The following is an 18,469-nucleotide window of genomic DNA, read 5'->3' on the forward strand; positions in this document are numbered from 1 at the left end:
ACATGGATAGGCTTAAGAACTAAGTAGTGTATAGATTGCTTTCGAATAATTTAACCATCCAGTCGGACAGTATTAGAAAATGAGATCATATACTCCTCTCCAAATGAAAAAAGCACCCGTTCAACTTCTTTTTCAAATTCCGCAAAGCTCTTGATTGACAAGAGGTTGAGCCATTCATACTTTATTTTCCTCCACAGGATTTCAATCAGGTTGAGCTCAGGTGAATATGTTGGCAGGGGTGCTCTCTCTGATTAATTAAAACGCTGATACAGGCTCATTGATTCTATCCTCCACCATTAGGTGGCTCCAGAACTGCTCCCAACGTTCTTTAGTTTGACTGAGTGCTCTAATTCCCAAAATTATGGCTGCACTGCCGTGTTTCCAGCGCATGCCTGAACAGCACAAACGCTGTTTCACCAGCGTTTTACAAGCAGCTTCCGTAACACCTGACCCTATGGGCCATTCGTTTTTCACTGCCTGATAGTAACGCATCAACGACACGTTATTTTTAAGATAGGTGATGGCTTTGTAGAGCTTTTCTACCAGTGTCGGCGTTTTTCGGGGAAGATCTACAGACTCAAGTTCATGTAGTAGCCTCGAAGCTGAACCCATTTTATGTTTCAGCCGGTGTAGCCGGTCATCAAGCCATGACTCTCTCTGTTTTTCATCATCTGGGAACAATGCCTGTGACGCCGCGCCGATGTATTCCATTACATGAAAGAAGTCCAAAATCTGGTATTGCGTATGCTTTTTCAGAAAGCGCCAGTTATCTTTTGCACCATCGGCTACTCCTACATAATCGGCACGAGGAAAGCGCTCTTTTATCTGCCGGATTTCTCGTTCAAGATGCCCTAAAAAGCAAGCCTTTCCGTATTCCGGTGCAGAGGCTGTATAAATGGTATACTGCCTATGGCCAGTGGCATCATATAGGCTGATTGTGCCGCACATCGCTTCACGCCAGCCATCATCACAAAGCAGCATGCAGGTGCCGTCAAGGCCTATGGCCACAGAAGAAACCGGCTCATCCAGCTGAGGGATCTCGTACTCATCATTAATGTGGTCTTCTATCAGAAAGCCAACAGCATCGGATAAATGCTTGATGTAAGACAATGCCAACTTACGGCTATGGTTCAAAGCAAGGTCTTCTGCTACAGCAGGCGCAGGCATTTTACTGTATTTCCAGCTAACCATCTTTGCTAATTTGGGCGTCGCAGCACCGATAATATGAGCATGATGATCCAGTGGGCACCAAGTCTTTCCTTCACAGTGTCCTTGATAGACAGCCCGTTCATAAGTGACAGCGCCATAGGGTGTTTCGTAACGCTTGGCGACCTGGTGTTTATACCTCAGTTTTTGGCCTTTCAACACAATGGGGTCATGATCAGGCACTTCAAAGCGTTCTAACAGCTCGCCAGTGCCCAATCGACCACCTTCATTGAGAGCTTGTTGGAGCAAGTCTTCACTGGTGAGCATATTACCTGTATCAACAGGCACTTCTATTTGCAGGGTGAAGGTTTTCTCTGTACGGGAAAGGATTACAGCAGTCATATTAAAAGCGATACGTATCTCGTTCTTTACAAGATAGCTGATTTTAAAATGCTGTGTGTAATCACTCTTTCGTGTCAATCAATCTGAGAGAGCACCCGTTGGCAGAAAGCAGACCAGCAATTTCTTTTCAATCATCCAGTCATCAATTCTGGCACAAAACTTTTTGCTGGTGTGAATGCTGGCATTATCCACCATAACCACCGTGTAACGGTCATTTGAGCTGTATTTTTCATCTGCCATTTTCTCTGCAAAGTCATCAAAGGCCGCAATCACCGTATCGCTATTCACTGAACCCACAACAGGATAATGAAATAGCTCACAGCATCGGTTCATAAACCCCAGTACGTTGATGCGTTTACTTTTGACTGATGGTATTCTGAGCTGCTTTCCTTTTTCCTGCCAACCGTATGGCACACAAGGTTCCTGGGTAAAGCCGGACTCATCAAAATAAAATAAATTGATTAACCCTTTGCTCTCGGCTTCCTGGGCATCTTTCAGAGCAGTTTTACAGTCATGGAATTGCTCTTCGTCCCGTTTATGTTTGCATGATTTACGGAGTCTTTTGTAAACCAGCCCTGCTTTTTTACAATGTTTGCCAGAGTAATTTTTGATGAAGATTTACCGGTTTCATCCTCGATCTTGGATTTGACATACGATAAGCGACGAGGCTCTTCAGCCACTAATTCTTTTATGCGTTGCACTTCGGATTCGTCATATATGCACGGCCTACCGCCACCATGCCCCTTGTACAAGGCACGAATACCATATTCTTCCCAATCATCAATCCACTGAGAAGCAGTTTGATATCTAATTTCAAGTATTTCGGCAATTTGCTCAAGGGTAAAGCCACGATTGCTCAATAAAAGGCTATGGGCTCTTTCCCTTACACATCTCAGAGGTCCGTAGTGTTTGGCGAATTTCAAAGTTAATAAAACAGCTTCATCAGTGATTGTAGTGACGTACTTCATAGGGAGAGGGACTTAAAGACCAGTACTCTCTTTATAATAGACTAAATGTATCATTCAATGGCTATCTGATCGTTAGATCAAGAAGTAGATTTCTCGTACTGGCCGAACATCCAGTTTATTTGAAACCAAACTATGACCTACTTATGATCTCTATCCCTACAAGCCTCATCATATTCCTTAAGCACCAGAACCACAGAGCCAAAGCCAGGAACCATTCCATCCGCTTTCTCATCATAGGCCGATATATACCCACTTTTGGACATATTCATACCTACTTTATATTCATATCCTGAATGGAGTGGATATGGAAGACAACTTCCTCCAGCAATAGCTACATCGCAATCTCCTGTAATTAACCCTTGAATTGCAACATGCACTGACATTAAACCACTGGAACAAGCTGACTGAATTCCAACAGCAGGACCTTTTAAATCAAGTAAAAATGAAGTCCTTAGTGATTGTTGCTCTTTATTTTTTCCAATTTCAATCTCAAAGGGATCATACTTATTACTTGGCAGGCAATCTTGCTTATCAAGGATAGCATAGTTACTATCTGAGGATGAGCTATACACTCCAACTGTACGACTGATCTTCTTTGGGTTATATCCTGCTAATTCTAATGCCTTCCATACCTGTTGTATAAATAATCTTTGCTGAGGTTCAATAATAAGACTATCACGTAGAGATATACCCAATAATTCATAATCAAATTCTTCATGTCCGGATATGTATCCAGCACGAGTAATCTTATTGTTTAAATCACCATTGTTTTTAAGGGCATCATTTCCTGACTCTAATAAACCAATAAAATCATCAATATTTCTACAGCCAGGAATATTGAATGAAAAACCAATTATTGCAACATCCATACATCACTCTTAAATATATAAATTAAAAAATAAATTACACCAGAAATATTAAGCCATATTATTCAAATCATTTTTAACGAAGTGTAATATGAATCCATCTCACAGAATTTCAGCAATAACATTGCTGATGCCGAATAAAATCCAAAGGTATCTTTCTTAGAACATCTTGATGCAAATTCAGGCAGCCAGCTTAATAAAATATTATCAATAAAAAAATTTTGTGATAGTGTTTGTTTTCCATGGTTACCTTCATTAGGTAAATCTATTAACCTGGAAAAAAACTCTAGTTCTATAGAAATATGATCACCTAAATCATTAAAATCTTCGTTCAGTAAAAATCCACAATTCTTAATCATTTCCCCAATTTTTATAGCATATTCAGAATCATGTAATTCCTGATTACTTAGGTAAATTGATGCATATGGTAATGCACCACTAACTTGATCCCGAAGGAATAATGTACAGTAGTCAGCAGCAAGTTCCAGAAGTATATCATCTCTTGATAACATTTTATCAAGATAAAACATAAATTGCTTAACTGACTCCCTTAATTCATTTATTTCGGAAAGATTATGTAGAAAATTCGTAAGTTCTCAATAACTGCTGGTTAACCCACACGAAAAGTCGCTGGATGCTTGTTCTATCAGGTCGGGCAACCAGGGAAAACTGCCACTGCCCATGATTCGATCTTTCAGATAATGCCAAAACGATAAACCGTACAACCGGCAAGTTTTTTTCAGGCTGGCAAACGTATCCCGGCACTTTCTTCCCGCTTTGCTTTTTGTGCCGCCGCTGATTTTTCGTCGTTTCACGTATTCCCGTATTTGGCTTTCGCTCAGGTTGTTATGGAGCGGAAGGCTTGGAGCATCGAGTACCTGTAGCAATTCCTTCTCTATAACGACCAGCCCTGACAGTGCGTCCTGTAAATCAGGAAAGTCTACCTGGGTATTAGTCAGGGCCTTGAAATCGCGACGTATGTTTTGAGCTTTACTTTTATCGGGGCTGGCCTTGAAGACTTTTAAATCGTTGTAGATAGCCCAGAACCATGTACGACACCAGTACTGTGCACTGGCTTGCTGCTCATTGACCGGGTGGACTTTAGCCAATCCCCGCTCCGCATGAACCCAGCATTGAGCATGGTTGAATACGTTGAACTGCTGAGCACCATCACTGAATGTGGTCAGGTGTCCCATACCATGAGCCATTAAGCTGCTGTAAATAAGCGCTTCTGCTGCTTGCTTGCGCCGGGTCTTTCCCGTTAGCCCATGGTCGTTAAGGGCTGCTTCCCAGGCTTCCCGGTTTAAAAACGTAACGCCCATGTATTGCCTGATGATGCTTAGCCACTTCTCCGGGTAATCAAATTTTTCCAGATAGTCCAAGGCGTCCTGCGTGACGGAATAAGTCTTCCAGGGGCGATGCAAGAGGCTCAGGAAGTTTTCCCTACTCTTACTGCCTGTGCTCTCAAACCAGGCAAATAGCTCATTGTTGATAATGGTACAGTAGCCATTTTGTCCTTTATGCCTAGCTCCGGTGTCATCGGTCTGGATGTAGCGGGAGCATTTGAACCCTGTTGCCAGCAAAGCGTCTTTTTCTTCATGAAAGTCAGTATGACCTTCAGTGAGTAGCCGATGAAGTTCTCCCGCGGACATTGAGATTCCTATATCCCACAACCAGTCCAACAGCTGCGGCTGAGTCACCGAGCAACCGTGATGCTGGTACAACAAATAGGACTGGAGTTGTGGTCCATAGTGATGTCCATGCAGGCTTTCGGGAGGTTTTGCTGTGATGGTTTGTCCGTCGGGCGTCTGCCATTGCTCCAAATGATACTCGACCGTGAACGCCTGAATAGTCAGCTCTTGTACAGAAAAAGAGCTAAATCCGTTTGGTGTCGAACCAGACGGGACATCAGATACTTCTACGGTGATGATTTTTTCTGTTGCTGGCTTATCAGGCTGTTGGCGATTTTTTCGTGTTCGTTCGCCAGGCTTCTCAACCTTACGTTTCCCTGAATTATCAGGCGGTTCGTTGTCATCACCGGGACCATTATCACCCTTTTTACCATCATCTTTTGGTTTTGTATTGGGTCTGATATCAGGCTTTGGCGGCAGTTTTTTAAGACGACGAATCTGCGCTTGCAGTGCCTCAACAAGCGCTTGAAGCTTCGCTATCTGCTCTTGCTGCTGAGTAATCTGCCCTTGCTGCTGAGCAACAAGATTCAGTAATCTCGCAGGTGAGTACACTTGCTCTTGATTGATTGGGGGTTGCATGAGGGAAGGATAGATGTATATCAGAATTTTGCAGCTATCCAGCAGTTATTGAGAACTTACGAAAATTCACCATATCTACGCTAGTGTAAAAATCAATATCATCTTTAGTTAACTCTTCTCTAAAAATTGTTGATAGCCACATATAAATATCAGAACGAAGCCCATCGAAGCAGGTATACTTAGGCATTAATTACCCTTTAACTAATCATTAATATAATTTAACAGACACTCATTAAAGCGAGAGAGTTTGTAAAGCCTAGAAACAGACCTCTACCAATAAACCAGCAACTCAAATAAATATTAATCAGGCATCTCATATAAACTCTCAATGATGTCCCAAGCTAATATTTTTCTATATTTTAAAACTCTTTAATATCGCTAGATATTTATGAAGAAATAATAGCCATAGCTTCAATTTCAACTAATAGCTCACCACGACATACATCTGCTATAGTATATGTAGCCGGAATTTCCTTCGGAAAATACGTTTCGCACAATAACTGAACAGCTTTGTAGTCTTCTTGTCGTTTAATATAAACGTTATAGGAGCAAACACCTTCTAATTTAAGATTCCCTGGTTTTATTTTGCTTATATGAACCCTCTCATGCTCAGGATTAATTAATAATGAAATGTTTTGAATTGTGCAAAGCGTTTGTCTTTCAATATCATTTTCGTATAAGCTATCAGATCCTATTATGCTAGCAGTACCTGAAATACTTATTAACTGATTGTTTCTGCTTTGAAGACTGATGGCTCTCGCAAATAATGGAGGGATTTCACTTTTATTTTCTGGATACTGATATGCATTTGTCTGTACCCTGTTTTCAAAAGGAGTGAAAGTGTCACCACATTTTTTCTTACAAGCTAAAACACTGACACATCCTATTTGATTCCTGCTTCCAATGCCAGTACTTGCTGGATATTGATATACCTTATATTTTTCAAATGATTTCTTTCTTGCTAAATTAATTATTTGATATTTTCCTTCATTGTCATCTAATATACCATCAATAAAAAGCCAAAAACGTGAGATATGCTCAATACTAAAACCATTCTTTAGTAAAGAGTTAATTGCTTTATCAAAATATGAGCTCCATAAATCTAATTCTTTTTGATTATCTATATGATTATAATTTAAAACTGTCCGTCCCCACGTTATATCTGGTTGAGAAATCAATTTCGTCCTATCATCTCTAGTTACAGCAGCTATTCCCGTGACATCAATTAAATCACTGCAACAGCAAGGCTTACAGTAAATTCCAAATGGAGTGATTTCGCACAAAATAACGTCTACTTTTGATAGGGATACTTTATCAATGGCTGTCTCTCATGGCTTATCCATTCCAAAAAAGTCGTAAGCATCTTTGTGCAAACAGTTTAATTACTACGATTTCTGAAAGTTATGAGCAAATTCCAGATGTCCGACCAAACAAGGATTCCAGAAAAATAACAATACATGATGCCTCCATGTCCGCTTTTGCCATGATGCATCTCAAGTACCCATCGCTCCTCTCGTTTGAGCGTGATAAAACAGAGCAAGAAGTAAGGCATAACCTTGAGCACCTGTATCAGATAAAAAAACGTGCTCCCTGTGATACCAGTATGCGGGAAATCCTGGATCCAATAGATCCCGTAGAGTTCAAAAAGCCTTTTAAGACATTGCTGTCTAACGTCCAAAGGGGCGGATTACTGAAGGCATTCGAATTTCACTGCGGGAACTTGAAAAATCACTACTTGCTCCCGATCGATGGAACTGGGCTATTTTACTCCTGCAATAATAAAAAACCTTGTCAGGAGTGCTGTACTAAAAATAAGGGAAAGGTCAACGAAGCTCACTACCACCAGTTAATGGCAGCATGCATTGCTCACCCGGATCAAAAAACAGTCTTGCCATTGGCACCGGAAGCCATAGTTTGCCAGGATGGTTCGACCAAAAATGACTGTGAAAAAAATGCCATCAAACGGTTATTTGCCACCATACGAGAGCATCACCCACGTTTAAAGTTCGTTATTCTTCTGGACAGTCTTTATGCTGACAACCCCACTGTCCAGCTGATTAAGAGTTATGGCTGGCATTACATCATTGTAGCGAAAGACGGAAACCATGCTTCGCTGGTTGAAGCGATGGATGAGCTGGATAAAGAGGGAAAAGTTCACCGTGCTGAAAAAGTTAATGAAGAGACTGGAATTAAGTGGTGGTTTCGCTATGCCAATGACGTCAGGCTGAACAAGGCAAAATATGCAGAACAGGTTAATGTGCTTGATTTTGTCGAAACCGATAAAAAAGGTAAACAGCATATCTGGTGCTGGGTGACTGATATTCCGCTTAACGAAGAAACCATAGAACCCGTCATGAAAGGAGGGCGCTGCCGATGGCATATTGAGAACCAGACGTTTAACACCCTGAAAAATCAAGGCTACGATCTCGAACATAACTACGGTCACGGTGAGAAGCACTTAGCCACAAATCTGGCCTATCTGACGATGCTTGCTTTTCTCGTAGATCAAATACAGGAACTGTGCTGTCCCCAGTTTCAGGAAGCTTTAAGAACCCGCTCAAAAGGAGTCCGTATAGCATTATGGAAATGGATACAGGGCTATTTTTTGCATTGGCTGATAAAAACGTGGGAGGGGCTTTTTTACACAGTAACTCATGGTATTGAAGAGAAAAGGGTGATTCCATTCGATACATCATAACCGGCCATATCGTAGCTACGTTCAGGGGTGACATTTTTTCTTTAAAGCTCCGCTTTGTTAATTGGCGGCTCAGTTTTGATCGGCTTCATTATTTTTGCTGCCTTATTGTCAATACCAACGATCATCGACGTTCATCATGCGGGAATAGCTGTAGTTACAGTGACATCATCACCCATTACAAGCCATAATGATAAGCTATAATCATATTCATCAGCAGGAGGCTGTACCACTATTTCTAAATCTTTATACCAGGATTTAGGAAACTTATCCTGTAAGTTTTTAATCTTTTCCAGATTGCCAATATTAGAAGTAAATAAAGTGGCTCTAATTAAACCACTGGCGCCCATTAGTTTAGATAAGCTATATAAGTTAGACTGTTTATCTTTATTTTCGTTAAGAAGAGTGAACAAGTATTCATTGTTAAACATCGCAGAGACAAATACATGATCCGCCCCTCCAAATTCCACATTTATTTTTTTTACATCTATATTATTAGATCTCATCATTAGCACCTGAAATCCCTCCTATTTATTACTTTCTAAAATTTAAATTTGATTTAATATGTTCATCTATTTTTGATATGCTGCCTAATGAATATATATCTATCAAGCTAATATCTAAATTTAAGATATTATTTATATTTTTATGCAGTTCAACCAAAGTCATTGAGTCAAACCCTACATCAAATAAACCTTTATCAGGGGTATCTATTTTTTTATTAATAACACTTTCAGCTATATCTTTTATATCACATAAATTTGTTGATTTTTTAACTTTAGTTTGCGATAACTCTTTATTTGCCCATTTCTCTATGGCATCAACATCTAACTTGTTATTACTGGTTAGAGGCCAATCATTTACGCATAGAAAGTGTTTTGGCATTAAATAACCGCTTAAGAGCAAACTCGAATTTCTTTCAATTTCACTCATTGTTAATCCCTGTTTTTTAGCTGTAGAGTCTAATTCTATTGCAGCAATAATTAATCCATTCATAACAAAACAATAGGCCTTTTGAATATGGATATGATCTTCAAGCAATGACTCAACTTCATCAAGCTCCACACGATGTCCATTTATTTTTACTTGCCGGTCATTTCTTCCCAGATAATAAAAATCTTCCTCAGAGTCACACTCAACATAATCACCTGTGTCATAAAACAATGTATTATTTATCATAGTGAAGGCTCTATCATTTTCTATGTTATTATTTATGTAACCGCACGAAAGCCCATTTCCAGATAAAAAAAGCCTGCCACAACTATTTTTTTTGAATTTTTTTATGCGTTCATCAAAAAACAGATAATCAACACCATTCACAACTTTTCCGATAGATAATCTTTTTTTCTCAATCAACTTTTTCAATACTAAGCTTTCAACAGTTGAGAAGATTGTATTCTCTGTTGGACCGTATCCATTATAAAGACTTACAGAGTTTGTATCGTGTAAAAATTTTATTGATGCAGCTAAACTAACCTTATCTCCTCCAATAATAATGCTATTGACCTTTTTTAAGGCACTGTAATTATCATCTAGTACTTTTTTGTTAAATAAACCAGCGGTCATCCACATGCAAGATATTGAGTACTTCTCAATCTGACTCTGTAATGAATCATCATCTAGAATCATTATTTTATTTATTAGAACTAATGTATTACCAGATAATAGAGGTGTGAAAATTTCAAAAATTGACGCATCAAATGATAATGATGAATACGACAAAAATACTTCTTTCTCAGAAAATCGCATAAATTTTGGATTATCAAGGAGATTCATCACAGATGATGAACGAACCTGTACACCTTTTGGCTTTCCAGTGGTTCCTGAGGTAAACATAATTGCCATAACATGATCGAATATCAACTTGCCTGATTCACAGTCATGGTTTACCTCTATTTCATCACTAATCATCTCATTATAAAAATCAACATCTCTAACAACTCTGACTTTATAAAAGCATTTTTTTATTTCATTTATTGATTTATTTGATCGGTCATTATCTACAGGTATATATGTAATATCCAGATCAATAGCTGCCAACATTAATATTATAGATTTAAATCTACTTTTAACATTAATTAAAACTGGTAGTTTACAATCTCCTAATGATCGTTTACATGATTCAACTAATAAGTCAATATTCTTGTATGAATATGTTTTCTCCTCTGAAATTATTGCTATTTTGTTACTATTGGAATTCCTTATAAAGGATAACTTTTCTTTCAATAACATTTTACATCTTCATTAATTATTTATTAATTACCAGAGCTTGGACACCAACCTTAAATTATCCGGAACCTTATAATTTACTGTGTCAACTAATGTGTAAGCACTGATTAGTTAAAGTACTATAGTATAGCGCTATTAAACTCATTAACTCCTGAATTCAAGTCATAAATGCATAACCCATGACTTTTCTTGCATTCACTCCAGTTAACTCTTTGAATGCCTCATATGGTGTTTTGTAACCGAGGCATTTCCTGGGCCTGCTGTTCAGCTTGTCTACCGCAATGATAACGTCTCTTTCTTTGACGTTATGAAGCTCCATTGATTTGGGAAAGTACTGCCTGAGCAGCCCATTGGCATTCTCATTCTGGCCTCTCTCCCAAGAGTGGTAGGGCACAGCAAAGTAGCTGTCGCAGCTCAAGGCTTTGTTGATTGCTTCATGCTGAGCAAATTCCTTACCGTTGTCGTAAGTGATCGTTTTAACAAACCTTTTCAGGGGCTTGAGTGTATCAATCACTGCCTGTTTAACCGCTTTTGCTTTCTTTCCTGGCAGCGGAACAGCAAGGCGCAGTTTAGTCTTTCGCTCATCCAGTGTGGCAATGGCACCCTTATGGTTTTTGCCGATTACGGTATCCGCCTCCCAGTCACCAACACGCCCCCTGTTGTTGACGATCTCCGGGCGCTCTTCAATACCTACCCGGTTAGGTATGCCTGTTCGGTTATGAGCTGAACCATATCGCTTTCGGTACGTTTTTTTCTGATGGCGCAAGTGTTTATACAGGGTACCGTCAGTGCGCTTATCATCCTCTATGAACTGGTAAATCGTCTCATGATGCAACTTGATTATCCCTTCTTTTTCAAGCCTTCCAGCCGCTTGCTCAGGACTCCAGTCAGCCCGGATATCTTGAGCAATCCGTCGCTTAATATCTTCCGTCAACTTCACCGCCTTGGGTTTTTCCTTATGACGCTGTTGAGCCTTACGATGAGCCTGCTGGTGCCTGTAACCACGCTGCCCTGTGTTGCGTCCTAACTCCCGTGACAGCGAACTCTGTGAACGCCCGAGTTTTTCTGCAATTTTATTTTGAGAAGTCCCATTTTTCAGTTCGATTTCGATATAATGTCTCTCTTCAGAGCTAAGGTGCTTAAAGGCCATCCTTGGCGTCCTCTGTTTGGCAGCAATTCCCGCAGACTTGATTAAAGCCCTTAATAACAAGGGCTGTAGCTTGGTAGCCTCTTGCTAAAATCGCAGACTATCCGGTAGAATTTCACCACAATAATAATAACGATGCTCATGTTGTGCCGCTAACGAAACCAAGAACCATTGCTGAAAAACTGCTCAAAATAGTCTCTGATGAAGCGGGTCAAATTCCAGACTTTCGCAAGAAAAGCCAACATGACAAAATTGTCCTTCATGATGCGGTCATGAGTGGCCTGGCAGTCATGCACCTGAAATACCCTTCATTACTGGCTTTTGATCAGGATTGTGTCAATAACCCAGATAGGCTCAAGAACTTAAAGTCGATGTACAATGTCAGCTGTGTCCCCAGTGATACCTATCTGAGGGATCTGATTGACCCTATCGAAACACGCTATTTAAGGAAGTTCTTTACCCGCCTGTTTGCCTTTGTGCAACGATCTGGGCGGCTTAAGCAGTTCACTTATTTTGAGGAAGGGTATCTTGCGCCTATCGATGGTACGGGGCACTTTTGCTCAGGGAAGATTAGTTGTCCTGAGTGTTGTGTAAAAAAGCCAGGCAGCAAAAATCCGCAATACTACCATCAGTTACTGGCCTGCTGTCTGGTAAAGCCGGGCAAGAAAGAAGTATTACCTTTAATGCCTGAACCCATCATCAAACAAGTTGATGCGTCAAAGAATGATTGTGAGAAGGTAGCGCTCAAGCGGCTATTGGCGAATTTATCCAGAGAGCATCCGCACCTGCCACTGGTTCTGACTTTTGATGACCTGTACTCAGATGGACCGACCATCAAGTTGGTAAAGTCCTTTGGCTATAGCTTCATTATGGTGGCAAAGGATTCAACCCATGAGTCGTTATACCAGGCCGTCGATGAGCTGGATTGTGCAGACAAAGTGGTGCGCTATGAATATACCGATGATAAAGGGTTTACGCACTGGTTCCGGTTTGTGAATGGTGCCCCCATTAACAAGTCACACCCGGATGTGCTGGTTAACTTTCTCGAATATATAGAAATTGATCCAGAGGGCAACAAGAAGTACGTCAACACCTGGGTCACGGACATTGAGCTTTCAGCCGAGAACGTGAATAAATTCATGCGAGGAGCACGCGCTAAATGGAAAATTGAAAACGAAACGTTCAATACACTGAAAACACAGGGCTACCATCTCGAACACAATTACGGGCACGGAAAGCAGCATCTGGCCAGCAATCTGGCATGCCTGACTTTTACGGCCTTCCTCATCAACCAGATAGAACAACTGTCTTGCAAGCTCTTCCAGGAAGCGCTCAAGATAAAAAAGTCTAAAAAGGCATTCTGGCATGCCATACGAGGGCTGTTTGACTGGTTCTGCATTGATAACTGGACAGACGTATTTACAGCTATCATTGAAGGGCGAAGTGTGAGCTTGAAGTTGCTGACTGTCGATACGACATAGAGCGTTGATGTTAGCCCTGTGACCTGTGTTACCTGTCATTAAAACCGACTGCCGATATAGCAGCAGTCTGGCTCTGTTCATCCGCGATAAAATCATTTTTAATTAACTGAAAATGTGCCAGCCGGAATCTGGTTTGCGGGAATTGCTGTCTGTTTGGTTTGGTTGCTTAACAGAGTACCCCTGAGTTCTGATTCACTTCAAAGGCTCTGTAACAACCCTCTGGTTACAGAGGTTATGCATTTATGATACAAATTCAGGCTCATTAATTTTTTGGGTTATTGCTTTTTTTATTGAAATTACTGTTTTTCCATCAAGTCTTGTTTTTTTGTTGTGTAGCAATATCAAAGCAACATCTGGGTTGTTTGTATGAATAGCCATTTCAGTGGGGGTTGATCCAAAACTATTTCTTAAATTAGGGTTGGCACCCTTTTCTATTAAGTGTGCCACTGTTTTATCATGCCCGTTCATGACCGCCAGATGAAAAGGAGTTGTTTGGGTATTTCCTTTTTTAAGGTTGAATAATTCAGGTTGGGATAAGCATACTTGATCTATCAAGTTGCCATGATTAAAAAGGGTGAATATGTGTACTGGTGTAATTCCATTGTTTCCTTCCATCAATAAATCAAACCCATTGCTAAGAAATATTCCTATAATTTCTGATTGTCCACTTTTGCATGCAAGAAAAAATAAGTCTATTAACTCAGGTGTTGGTTGTATATGGTGTTCATTAAATATTTGACCTGAATCCGTGAGTTCACTGTAGCCCAACTCCTCTGGATCAACCACAAAACGTAAGTTCCAAGTTAAAATGCACCCACTCTAATTTTCACCACCTGGGTGCATTTTTGTGAAACTGAAAATTGAACAATCACAGACGGAATTTTATACACCGGTCGCAGGGCTTTATTTCGTTGGTCATGCACTCAACAAAAAGACAGCGTTAAGCAAATCCCTGCGCAAAATAAAAAAAAGGCACCGTATCACTCATATCGACCTGATCAGAGCTTACTGCGGCCAACTGGCTCAGGGTAAAAGTGATTTTGATAATGTTGATAATAACCGGGATAACGACTGGTTCCGGTTGGCAATGGGCATTAAACAAATGCCTTCAGCCAGCCGCTTAAGACAGCGTTTCAATGAAGATGCCGCCCAACTGATTCCTTTCATCGAGGACAGCCTTACCGATGTCCTGGTTAATCTTCAGGTGCCCGTCACACCCCTTCCGAAAAAACTCGATAAGAAGCAGCACATACCACTGGATATCGACGTATTCCCTATGGATAACAGCAATACCAAAAAGGAGGGGGTCGAGTACACGTATAAAAAATTCTTTGGTTATGCCCCTATTGCCGCTTACTTTGGCTGCGAAGGCTGGTGCCTGGGATGTGAATTACGCCCAGGCTCTCAGCACTCCCAGAATGATTTTATTGGCTTTTTACAAGCAGTGCTGCACCGCAGCCGACGTTTGACCCGAGCGCCTATTCTGGTTCGCCTTGATAGTGGCCACGATGCTGAGGAATCGCGCCGGGAAATCGCCGGGTTCAAAGGTGTGAATCACATTATCAAGCTCAACCCAAGAAAGTATCACACCAAGGAACACTGGCTCCCCATTTTTGAAGAAAAGCAAGTCAAATGGGAGGAGTCGCGTCCAGGAAAGAGTTATGCGACACTCTCAACCGTCTATGAAACCAACTATGGTAACCAGCGTCTGATTATTCGCATTATCAAGCGTACCACTGATACTGTAGGGCAGAGATTTCTGACACCCGATTATGAGCTGGAAGGATGGTGGACAACACTCAGCGAAGCTGACTACAGCGATGATCAGATCATTAATCTTTATGAGGATCATGCGACCAGCGAGCAGTTTCACAGTGAGTTGAAGACTGATATGGATTTAGAGCGCCTGCCTTCAGGCAAGTTTGACACCAACGACCTGGTGATGTGTTTGGGTGCACTGGTCTATAACATTCTGCGCTACATGGGGCAGAGTTGCTTGCTCGGGCCAGATGCGCCGGTACGTCATAAAGCCAAACGACGCCGGTTAAAAACCGTGATACAGGAACTCATCTACCTGGCTGCCCGTCTTCTGAAAAAAGGACATCAATACCGGCTACGCTTTGGTCGTTACTGTCCTGGTTTCAGGTCTTTCCATCAATTAATAAGCCAGCATGCACTTTGTTGATTGAATAGCGAGATAGAAAAAAATGCCATAAATGAGAAAGTACTGTATTGATAACGGTAGGGCTTCTTTCAACCTGTCTTCAAGTTTGATGATATTTTGATCAGCATTTATGCTTAAAAACGACATAAAAACACTTCAATCAATAACCCGAGTTATTTTCAAAGGAAAAAATTAATCAGCACATTTTCAAAACTGCCGGGCAAATCAAGAAATCACGGATTCAGGTTTGAGATATAGCCATAATATTATTGTTTCTAATTGCTTGTCGTAAGTTTAAAGAGAGTAATGTATCTCTTTGCTCTTGAGTAAGTTTTTCATAGTCGATATCTTGATCAGGTAAGTTCTCAATAACTGCTGGATAGCTGCAAAATTCTGATATACATCTATCCTTCCCTCATGCAACCCCCAATCAATCAAGAGCAAGTGTACTCACCTGCGAGATTACTGAATCTTGTTGCTCAGCAGCAAGGGCAGATTACTCAGCAGCAAGAGCAGATAGCGAAGCTTCAAGCGCTTGTTGAGGCACTGCAAGCGCAGATTCGTCGTCTTAAAAAACTGCCGCCAAAGCCTGATATCAGACCCAATACAAAACCAAAAGATGATGGTAAAAAGGGTGATAATGGTCCCGGTGATGACAACGAACCGCCTGATAATTCAGGGAAACGTAAGGTTGAGAAGCCTGGCGAACGAACACGAAAAAATCGCCAACAGCCTGATAAGCCAGCAACAGAAAAAATCATCACCGTAGAAGTATCTGATGTCCCGTCTGGTTCGACACCAAACGGATTTAGCTCTTTTTCTGTACAAGAGCTGACTATTCAGGCGTTCACGGTCGAGTATCATTTGGAGCAATGGCAGACGCCCGACGGACAAACCATCACAGCAAAACCTCCCGAAAGCCTGCATGGACATCACTATGGACCACAACTCCAGTCCTATTTGTTGTACCAGCATCACGGTTGCTCGGTGACTCAGCCGCAGCTGTTGGACTGGTTGTGGGATATAGGAATCTCAATGTCCGCGGGAGAACTTCATCGGCTACTCACTGAAGGTCATACTGACTTTCATGAAGAAAAAGACGCTTTGCTGGCAACAGGGTTCAAATGCTCCCGCTACATCCAGACCGATGACACCGGAGCTAGGCATAAAGGACAAAATGGCTACTGTACCATTATCAACAATGAGCTATTTGCCTGGTTTGAGAGCACAGGCAGTAAGAGTAGGGAAAACTTCCTGAGCCTCTTGCATCGCCCCTGGAAGACTTATTCCGTCACGCAGGACGCCTTGGACTATCTGGAAAAATTTGATTACCCGGAGAAGTGGCTAAGCATCATCAGGCAATACATGGGCGTTACGTTTTTAAACCGGGAAGCCTGGGAAGCAGCCCTTAACGACCATGGGCTAACGGGAAAGACCCGGCGCAAGCAAGCAGCAGAAGCGCTTATTTACAGCAGCTTAATGGCTCATGGTATGGGACACCTGACCACATTCAGTGATGGTGCTCAGCAGTTCAACGTATTCAACCATGCTCAATGCTGGGTTCATGCGGAGCGGGGATTGGCTAAAGTCCACCCGGTCAATGAGCAGCAAGCCAGTGCACAGTACTGGTGTCGTACATGGTTCTGGGCTATCTACAACGATTTAAAAGTCTTCAAGGCCAGCCCCGATAAAAGTAAAGCTCAAAACATACGTCGCGATTTCAAGGCCCTGACTAATACCCAGGTAGACTTTCCTGATTTACAGGACGCACTGTCAGGGCTGGTCGTTATAGAGAAGGAATTGCTACAGGTACTCGATGCTCCAAGCCTTCCGCTCCATAACAACCTGAGCGAAAGCCAAATACGGGAATACGTGAAACGACGAAAAATCAGCGGCGGCACAAAAAGCAAAGCGGGAAGAAAGTGCCGGGATACGTTTGCCAGCCTGAAAAAAACTTGCCGGTTGTACGGTTTATCGTTTTGGCATTATCTGAAAGATCGAATCATGGGCAGTGGCAGTTTTCCCTGGTTGCCCGACCTGATAGAACAAGCATCCAGCGACTTTTCGTGTGGGTTAACCAGCAGTTATTGAGAACTTACTTGATCAGCAACTGATTCTGTATTTCTTGTGGTTGCATTTCTTTGTAAGCTGATTTTTTCAAGGGCGCATAGTAAATTATTATTGTTTTTTGTTTGATGGAATCGACTCAATATTTCAATCGCTAAGGAATCGATTTCATCTTCTTCAAATTCAGTATAAGTGGAACCTCCAGTGTTGAGATAGTTTTGATCAAAGAGTGTGATTTTACCATCTTGTATAGAAAGGGCTATTGTATGATCTAATGAGTTAATTTTAAATACCTGCTGTTGATTTGGGATGGAGCTGACATCCTCGCATAGGGACAATAATAACTCCACCAAACTGAAATGATCCAGGTTATGAATAGTATATTGTGAGGATAAGTGGTTGGATTCATCAGGTGATGAGGAGGCTAAGGCTTTGGGTAAAGCATAGGGTGATATCGCCTGGGTACTTTGTATTGGCAGGGTATCTTTGAGCTCTGTCAAAGAGGGTGCATAGTAAAGGTATATGGTATCCAGGAACGCAGGTATTTCAAGTAGATGTTGGGTATCCTCATCGAGTTTAGATAGGGGCTGTTTGGTGAACTTAGCCATATTTCTTGCATCTCTAATTGCATCTCCGAGGTTGTGATAACGCTCTCCCCAAAATAACCACCCTTCCTTTGGGTCTGTTGTTAATGTTTCTATACGTTTATCAAATGCACCTTGATCATCAGCAAGTACTGACTGGGTCCAGCTTAAGACAAGCCCTTCACAAACCCCATTTGGTATATCCTTTGCCTGTATATGCCTGATTTGGGTGCCTATGGATGTAATATTTTCCTGAAGCTTTTCCCAATAAGTAGGGGGAGGGAGAGAGACTGTGTTTTTTTGTGGTGCGCTATTTGTTGGTAGCTCTGTTACATGCATTGAATGGGTTTTATTTAGGGTATGAGTACTTTCAATCTTCCTGTTTTTTAGTTGTTGGGAGATAAATTTCCGGACTTTTGTAATAAGTTCTGTAGAAGGAGCCTCTTTTTC

16 protein-coding genes and 1 pseudogene are annotated in these 18,469 nt (G+C 41.3%); 4 read left to right on the top strand and 13 right to left on the bottom strand.

Going from position 1 to position 18,469, the window contains the following annotated elements; genetic code table 11:
• Positions 1 to 50 precede the first annotated feature (50 nt).
• The 8 genes and pseudogenes from MJ595_RS05710 to MJ595_RS05745 form a co-directional block, all read right to left on the bottom strand.
• Positions 51 to 236 carry a transposase gene (locus MJ595_RS05710; RefSeq protein WP_263322466.1) on the bottom strand — a complete coding sequence of 62 codons (186 nt, stop codon included), beginning with the start codon at positions 234 to 236 and terminating at the stop codon, positions 51 to 53.
• 19 nt (positions 237 to 255) lie between these two features.
• Positions 256 to 1,548: an ISKra4 family transposase gene (locus MJ595_RS05715; RefSeq protein WP_263081504.1), complete on the bottom strand. Its 1,293-nt coding sequence runs from the start codon at positions 1,546 to 1,548 to the stop codon at positions 256 to 258.
• Positions 1,549 to 1,626: 78 nt separating this feature from the next.
• The gene (locus MJ595_RS05720) at positions 1,627 to 2,010 is read right to left on the bottom strand and encodes a transposase (RefSeq protein WP_263322467.1); all 384 of its coding nucleotides are present in this window, start codon (positions 2,008 to 2,010) and stop codon (positions 1,627 to 1,629) included.
• A gap of 32 nt (positions 2,011 to 2,042) precedes the next feature.
• Positions 2,043 to 2,516, bottom strand: a complete 474-nt coding sequence (locus tag MJ595_RS05725) for a helix-turn-helix domain-containing protein (protein ID WP_263081505.1) — start codon at positions 2,514 to 2,516, stop codon at positions 2,043 to 2,045.
• Positions 2,517 to 2,653: 137 nt separating this feature from the next.
• Positions 2,654 to 3,385, bottom strand: a complete 732-nt coding sequence (locus tag MJ595_RS05730) for a polyketide synthase (protein WP_263081506.1) — start codon at positions 3,383 to 3,385, stop codon at positions 2,654 to 2,656.
• 62 nt (positions 3,386 to 3,447) lie between these two features.
• Positions 3,448 to 3,960: pseudogene (torD, locus tag MJ595_RS05735) on the bottom strand (molecular chaperone TorD); the annotation flags it as partial.
• 18 nt (positions 3,961 to 3,978) lie between these two features.
• A complete protein-coding gene (locus MJ595_RS05740; RefSeq protein ID WP_263078486.1) occupies positions 3,979 to 5,652 on the bottom strand; it encodes a transposase in 1,674 nt (557 codons plus the stop codon).
• Positions 5,653 to 6,038: 386 nt separating this feature from the next.
• Positions 6,039 to 6,935, bottom strand: a complete 897-nt coding sequence (locus MJ595_RS05745; RefSeq protein WP_263081507.1) for a hypothetical protein — start codon at positions 6,933 to 6,935, stop codon at positions 6,039 to 6,041.
• A gap of 47 nt (positions 6,936 to 6,982) precedes the next feature.
• Here MJ595_RS05745 and MJ595_RS05750 point away from each other — a divergent pair, with 47 nt between their 5' ends.
• The gene (locus MJ595_RS05750) at positions 6,983 to 8,350 is read left to right on the top strand and encodes a transposase (RefSeq protein ID WP_263081508.1); all 1,368 of its coding nucleotides are present in this window, start codon (positions 6,983 to 6,985) and stop codon (positions 8,348 to 8,350) included.
• 134 nt (positions 8,351 to 8,484) lie between these two features.
• Here MJ595_RS05750 and MJ595_RS05755 read toward each other — a convergent pair whose 3' ends face one another.
• From MJ595_RS05755 to MJ595_RS05765, 3 genes are all read right to left on the bottom strand, one after another.
• Complete coding sequence (locus MJ595_RS05755; protein ID WP_263081509.1) at positions 8,485 to 8,856, bottom strand: hypothetical protein; 372 nt, start codon at positions 8,854 to 8,856, stop codon at positions 8,485 to 8,487.
• Positions 8,857 to 8,881: 25 nt separating this feature from the next.
• Positions 8,882 to 10,579 (bottom strand): non-ribosomal peptide synthetase, encoded by a 1,698-nt coding sequence (locus tag MJ595_RS05760; RefSeq protein ID WP_263081510.1) that lies wholly within the window; start codon positions 10,577 to 10,579, stop codon positions 8,882 to 8,884.
• Positions 10,580 to 10,733: 154 nt separating this feature from the next.
• Positions 10,734 to 11,726 (bottom strand): IS30 family transposase, encoded by a 993-nt coding sequence (locus tag MJ595_RS05765; protein ID WP_263081511.1) that lies wholly within the window; start codon positions 11,724 to 11,726, stop codon positions 10,734 to 10,736.
• A 143-nt stretch (positions 11,727 to 11,869) separates the two neighbouring features.
• On the opposite strand from MJ595_RS05765, the gene MJ595_RS05770 reads away from it, so the two are divergent.
• Positions 11,870 to 13,204 carry a transposase gene (locus MJ595_RS05770; protein ID WP_263078000.1) on the top strand — a complete coding sequence of 445 codons (1,335 nt, stop codon included), beginning with the start codon at positions 11,870 to 11,872 and terminating at the stop codon, positions 13,202 to 13,204.
• A gap of 240 nt (positions 13,205 to 13,444) precedes the next feature.
• Here MJ595_RS05770 and MJ595_RS05775 read toward each other — a convergent pair whose 3' ends face one another.
• The gene (locus MJ595_RS05775; protein ID WP_263081512.1) at positions 13,445 to 13,990 is read right to left on the bottom strand and encodes an ankyrin repeat domain-containing protein; all 546 of its coding nucleotides are present in this window, start codon (positions 13,988 to 13,990) and stop codon (positions 13,445 to 13,447) included.
• A 61-nt stretch (positions 13,991 to 14,051) separates the two neighbouring features.
• On the opposite strand from MJ595_RS05775, the gene MJ595_RS05780 reads away from it, so the two are divergent.
• Positions 14,052 to 15,389, top strand: a complete 1,338-nt coding sequence (locus MJ595_RS05780) for an IS1380 family transposase (protein ID WP_263078015.1) — start codon at positions 14,052 to 14,054, stop codon at positions 15,387 to 15,389.
• Between the two features lie 396 nt (positions 15,390 to 15,785).
• A complete protein-coding gene (locus tag MJ595_RS05785) occupies positions 15,786 to 17,459 on the top strand; it encodes a transposase (protein WP_263078486.1) in 1,674 nt (557 codons plus the stop codon).
• On the opposite strand, the gene MJ595_RS05790 is transcribed toward MJ595_RS05785, so the two are convergent.
• Entirely contained in the window at positions 17,453 to 18,358 is a 906-nt protein-coding gene (locus tag MJ595_RS05790) for a YopT-type cysteine protease domain-containing protein (RefSeq protein ID WP_263081513.1), read from the bottom strand. The genes MJ595_RS05785 and MJ595_RS05790 overlap by 7 nt on opposite strands.
• Between the last annotated feature and the right edge of the window lie 111 nt (positions 18,359 to 18,469).

Source organism: Endozoicomonas sp. Mp262 (assembly GCF_025643335.1).
GTDB lineage: Bacteria > Pseudomonadota > Gammaproteobacteria > Pseudomonadales > Endozoicomonadaceae > Endonucleibacter.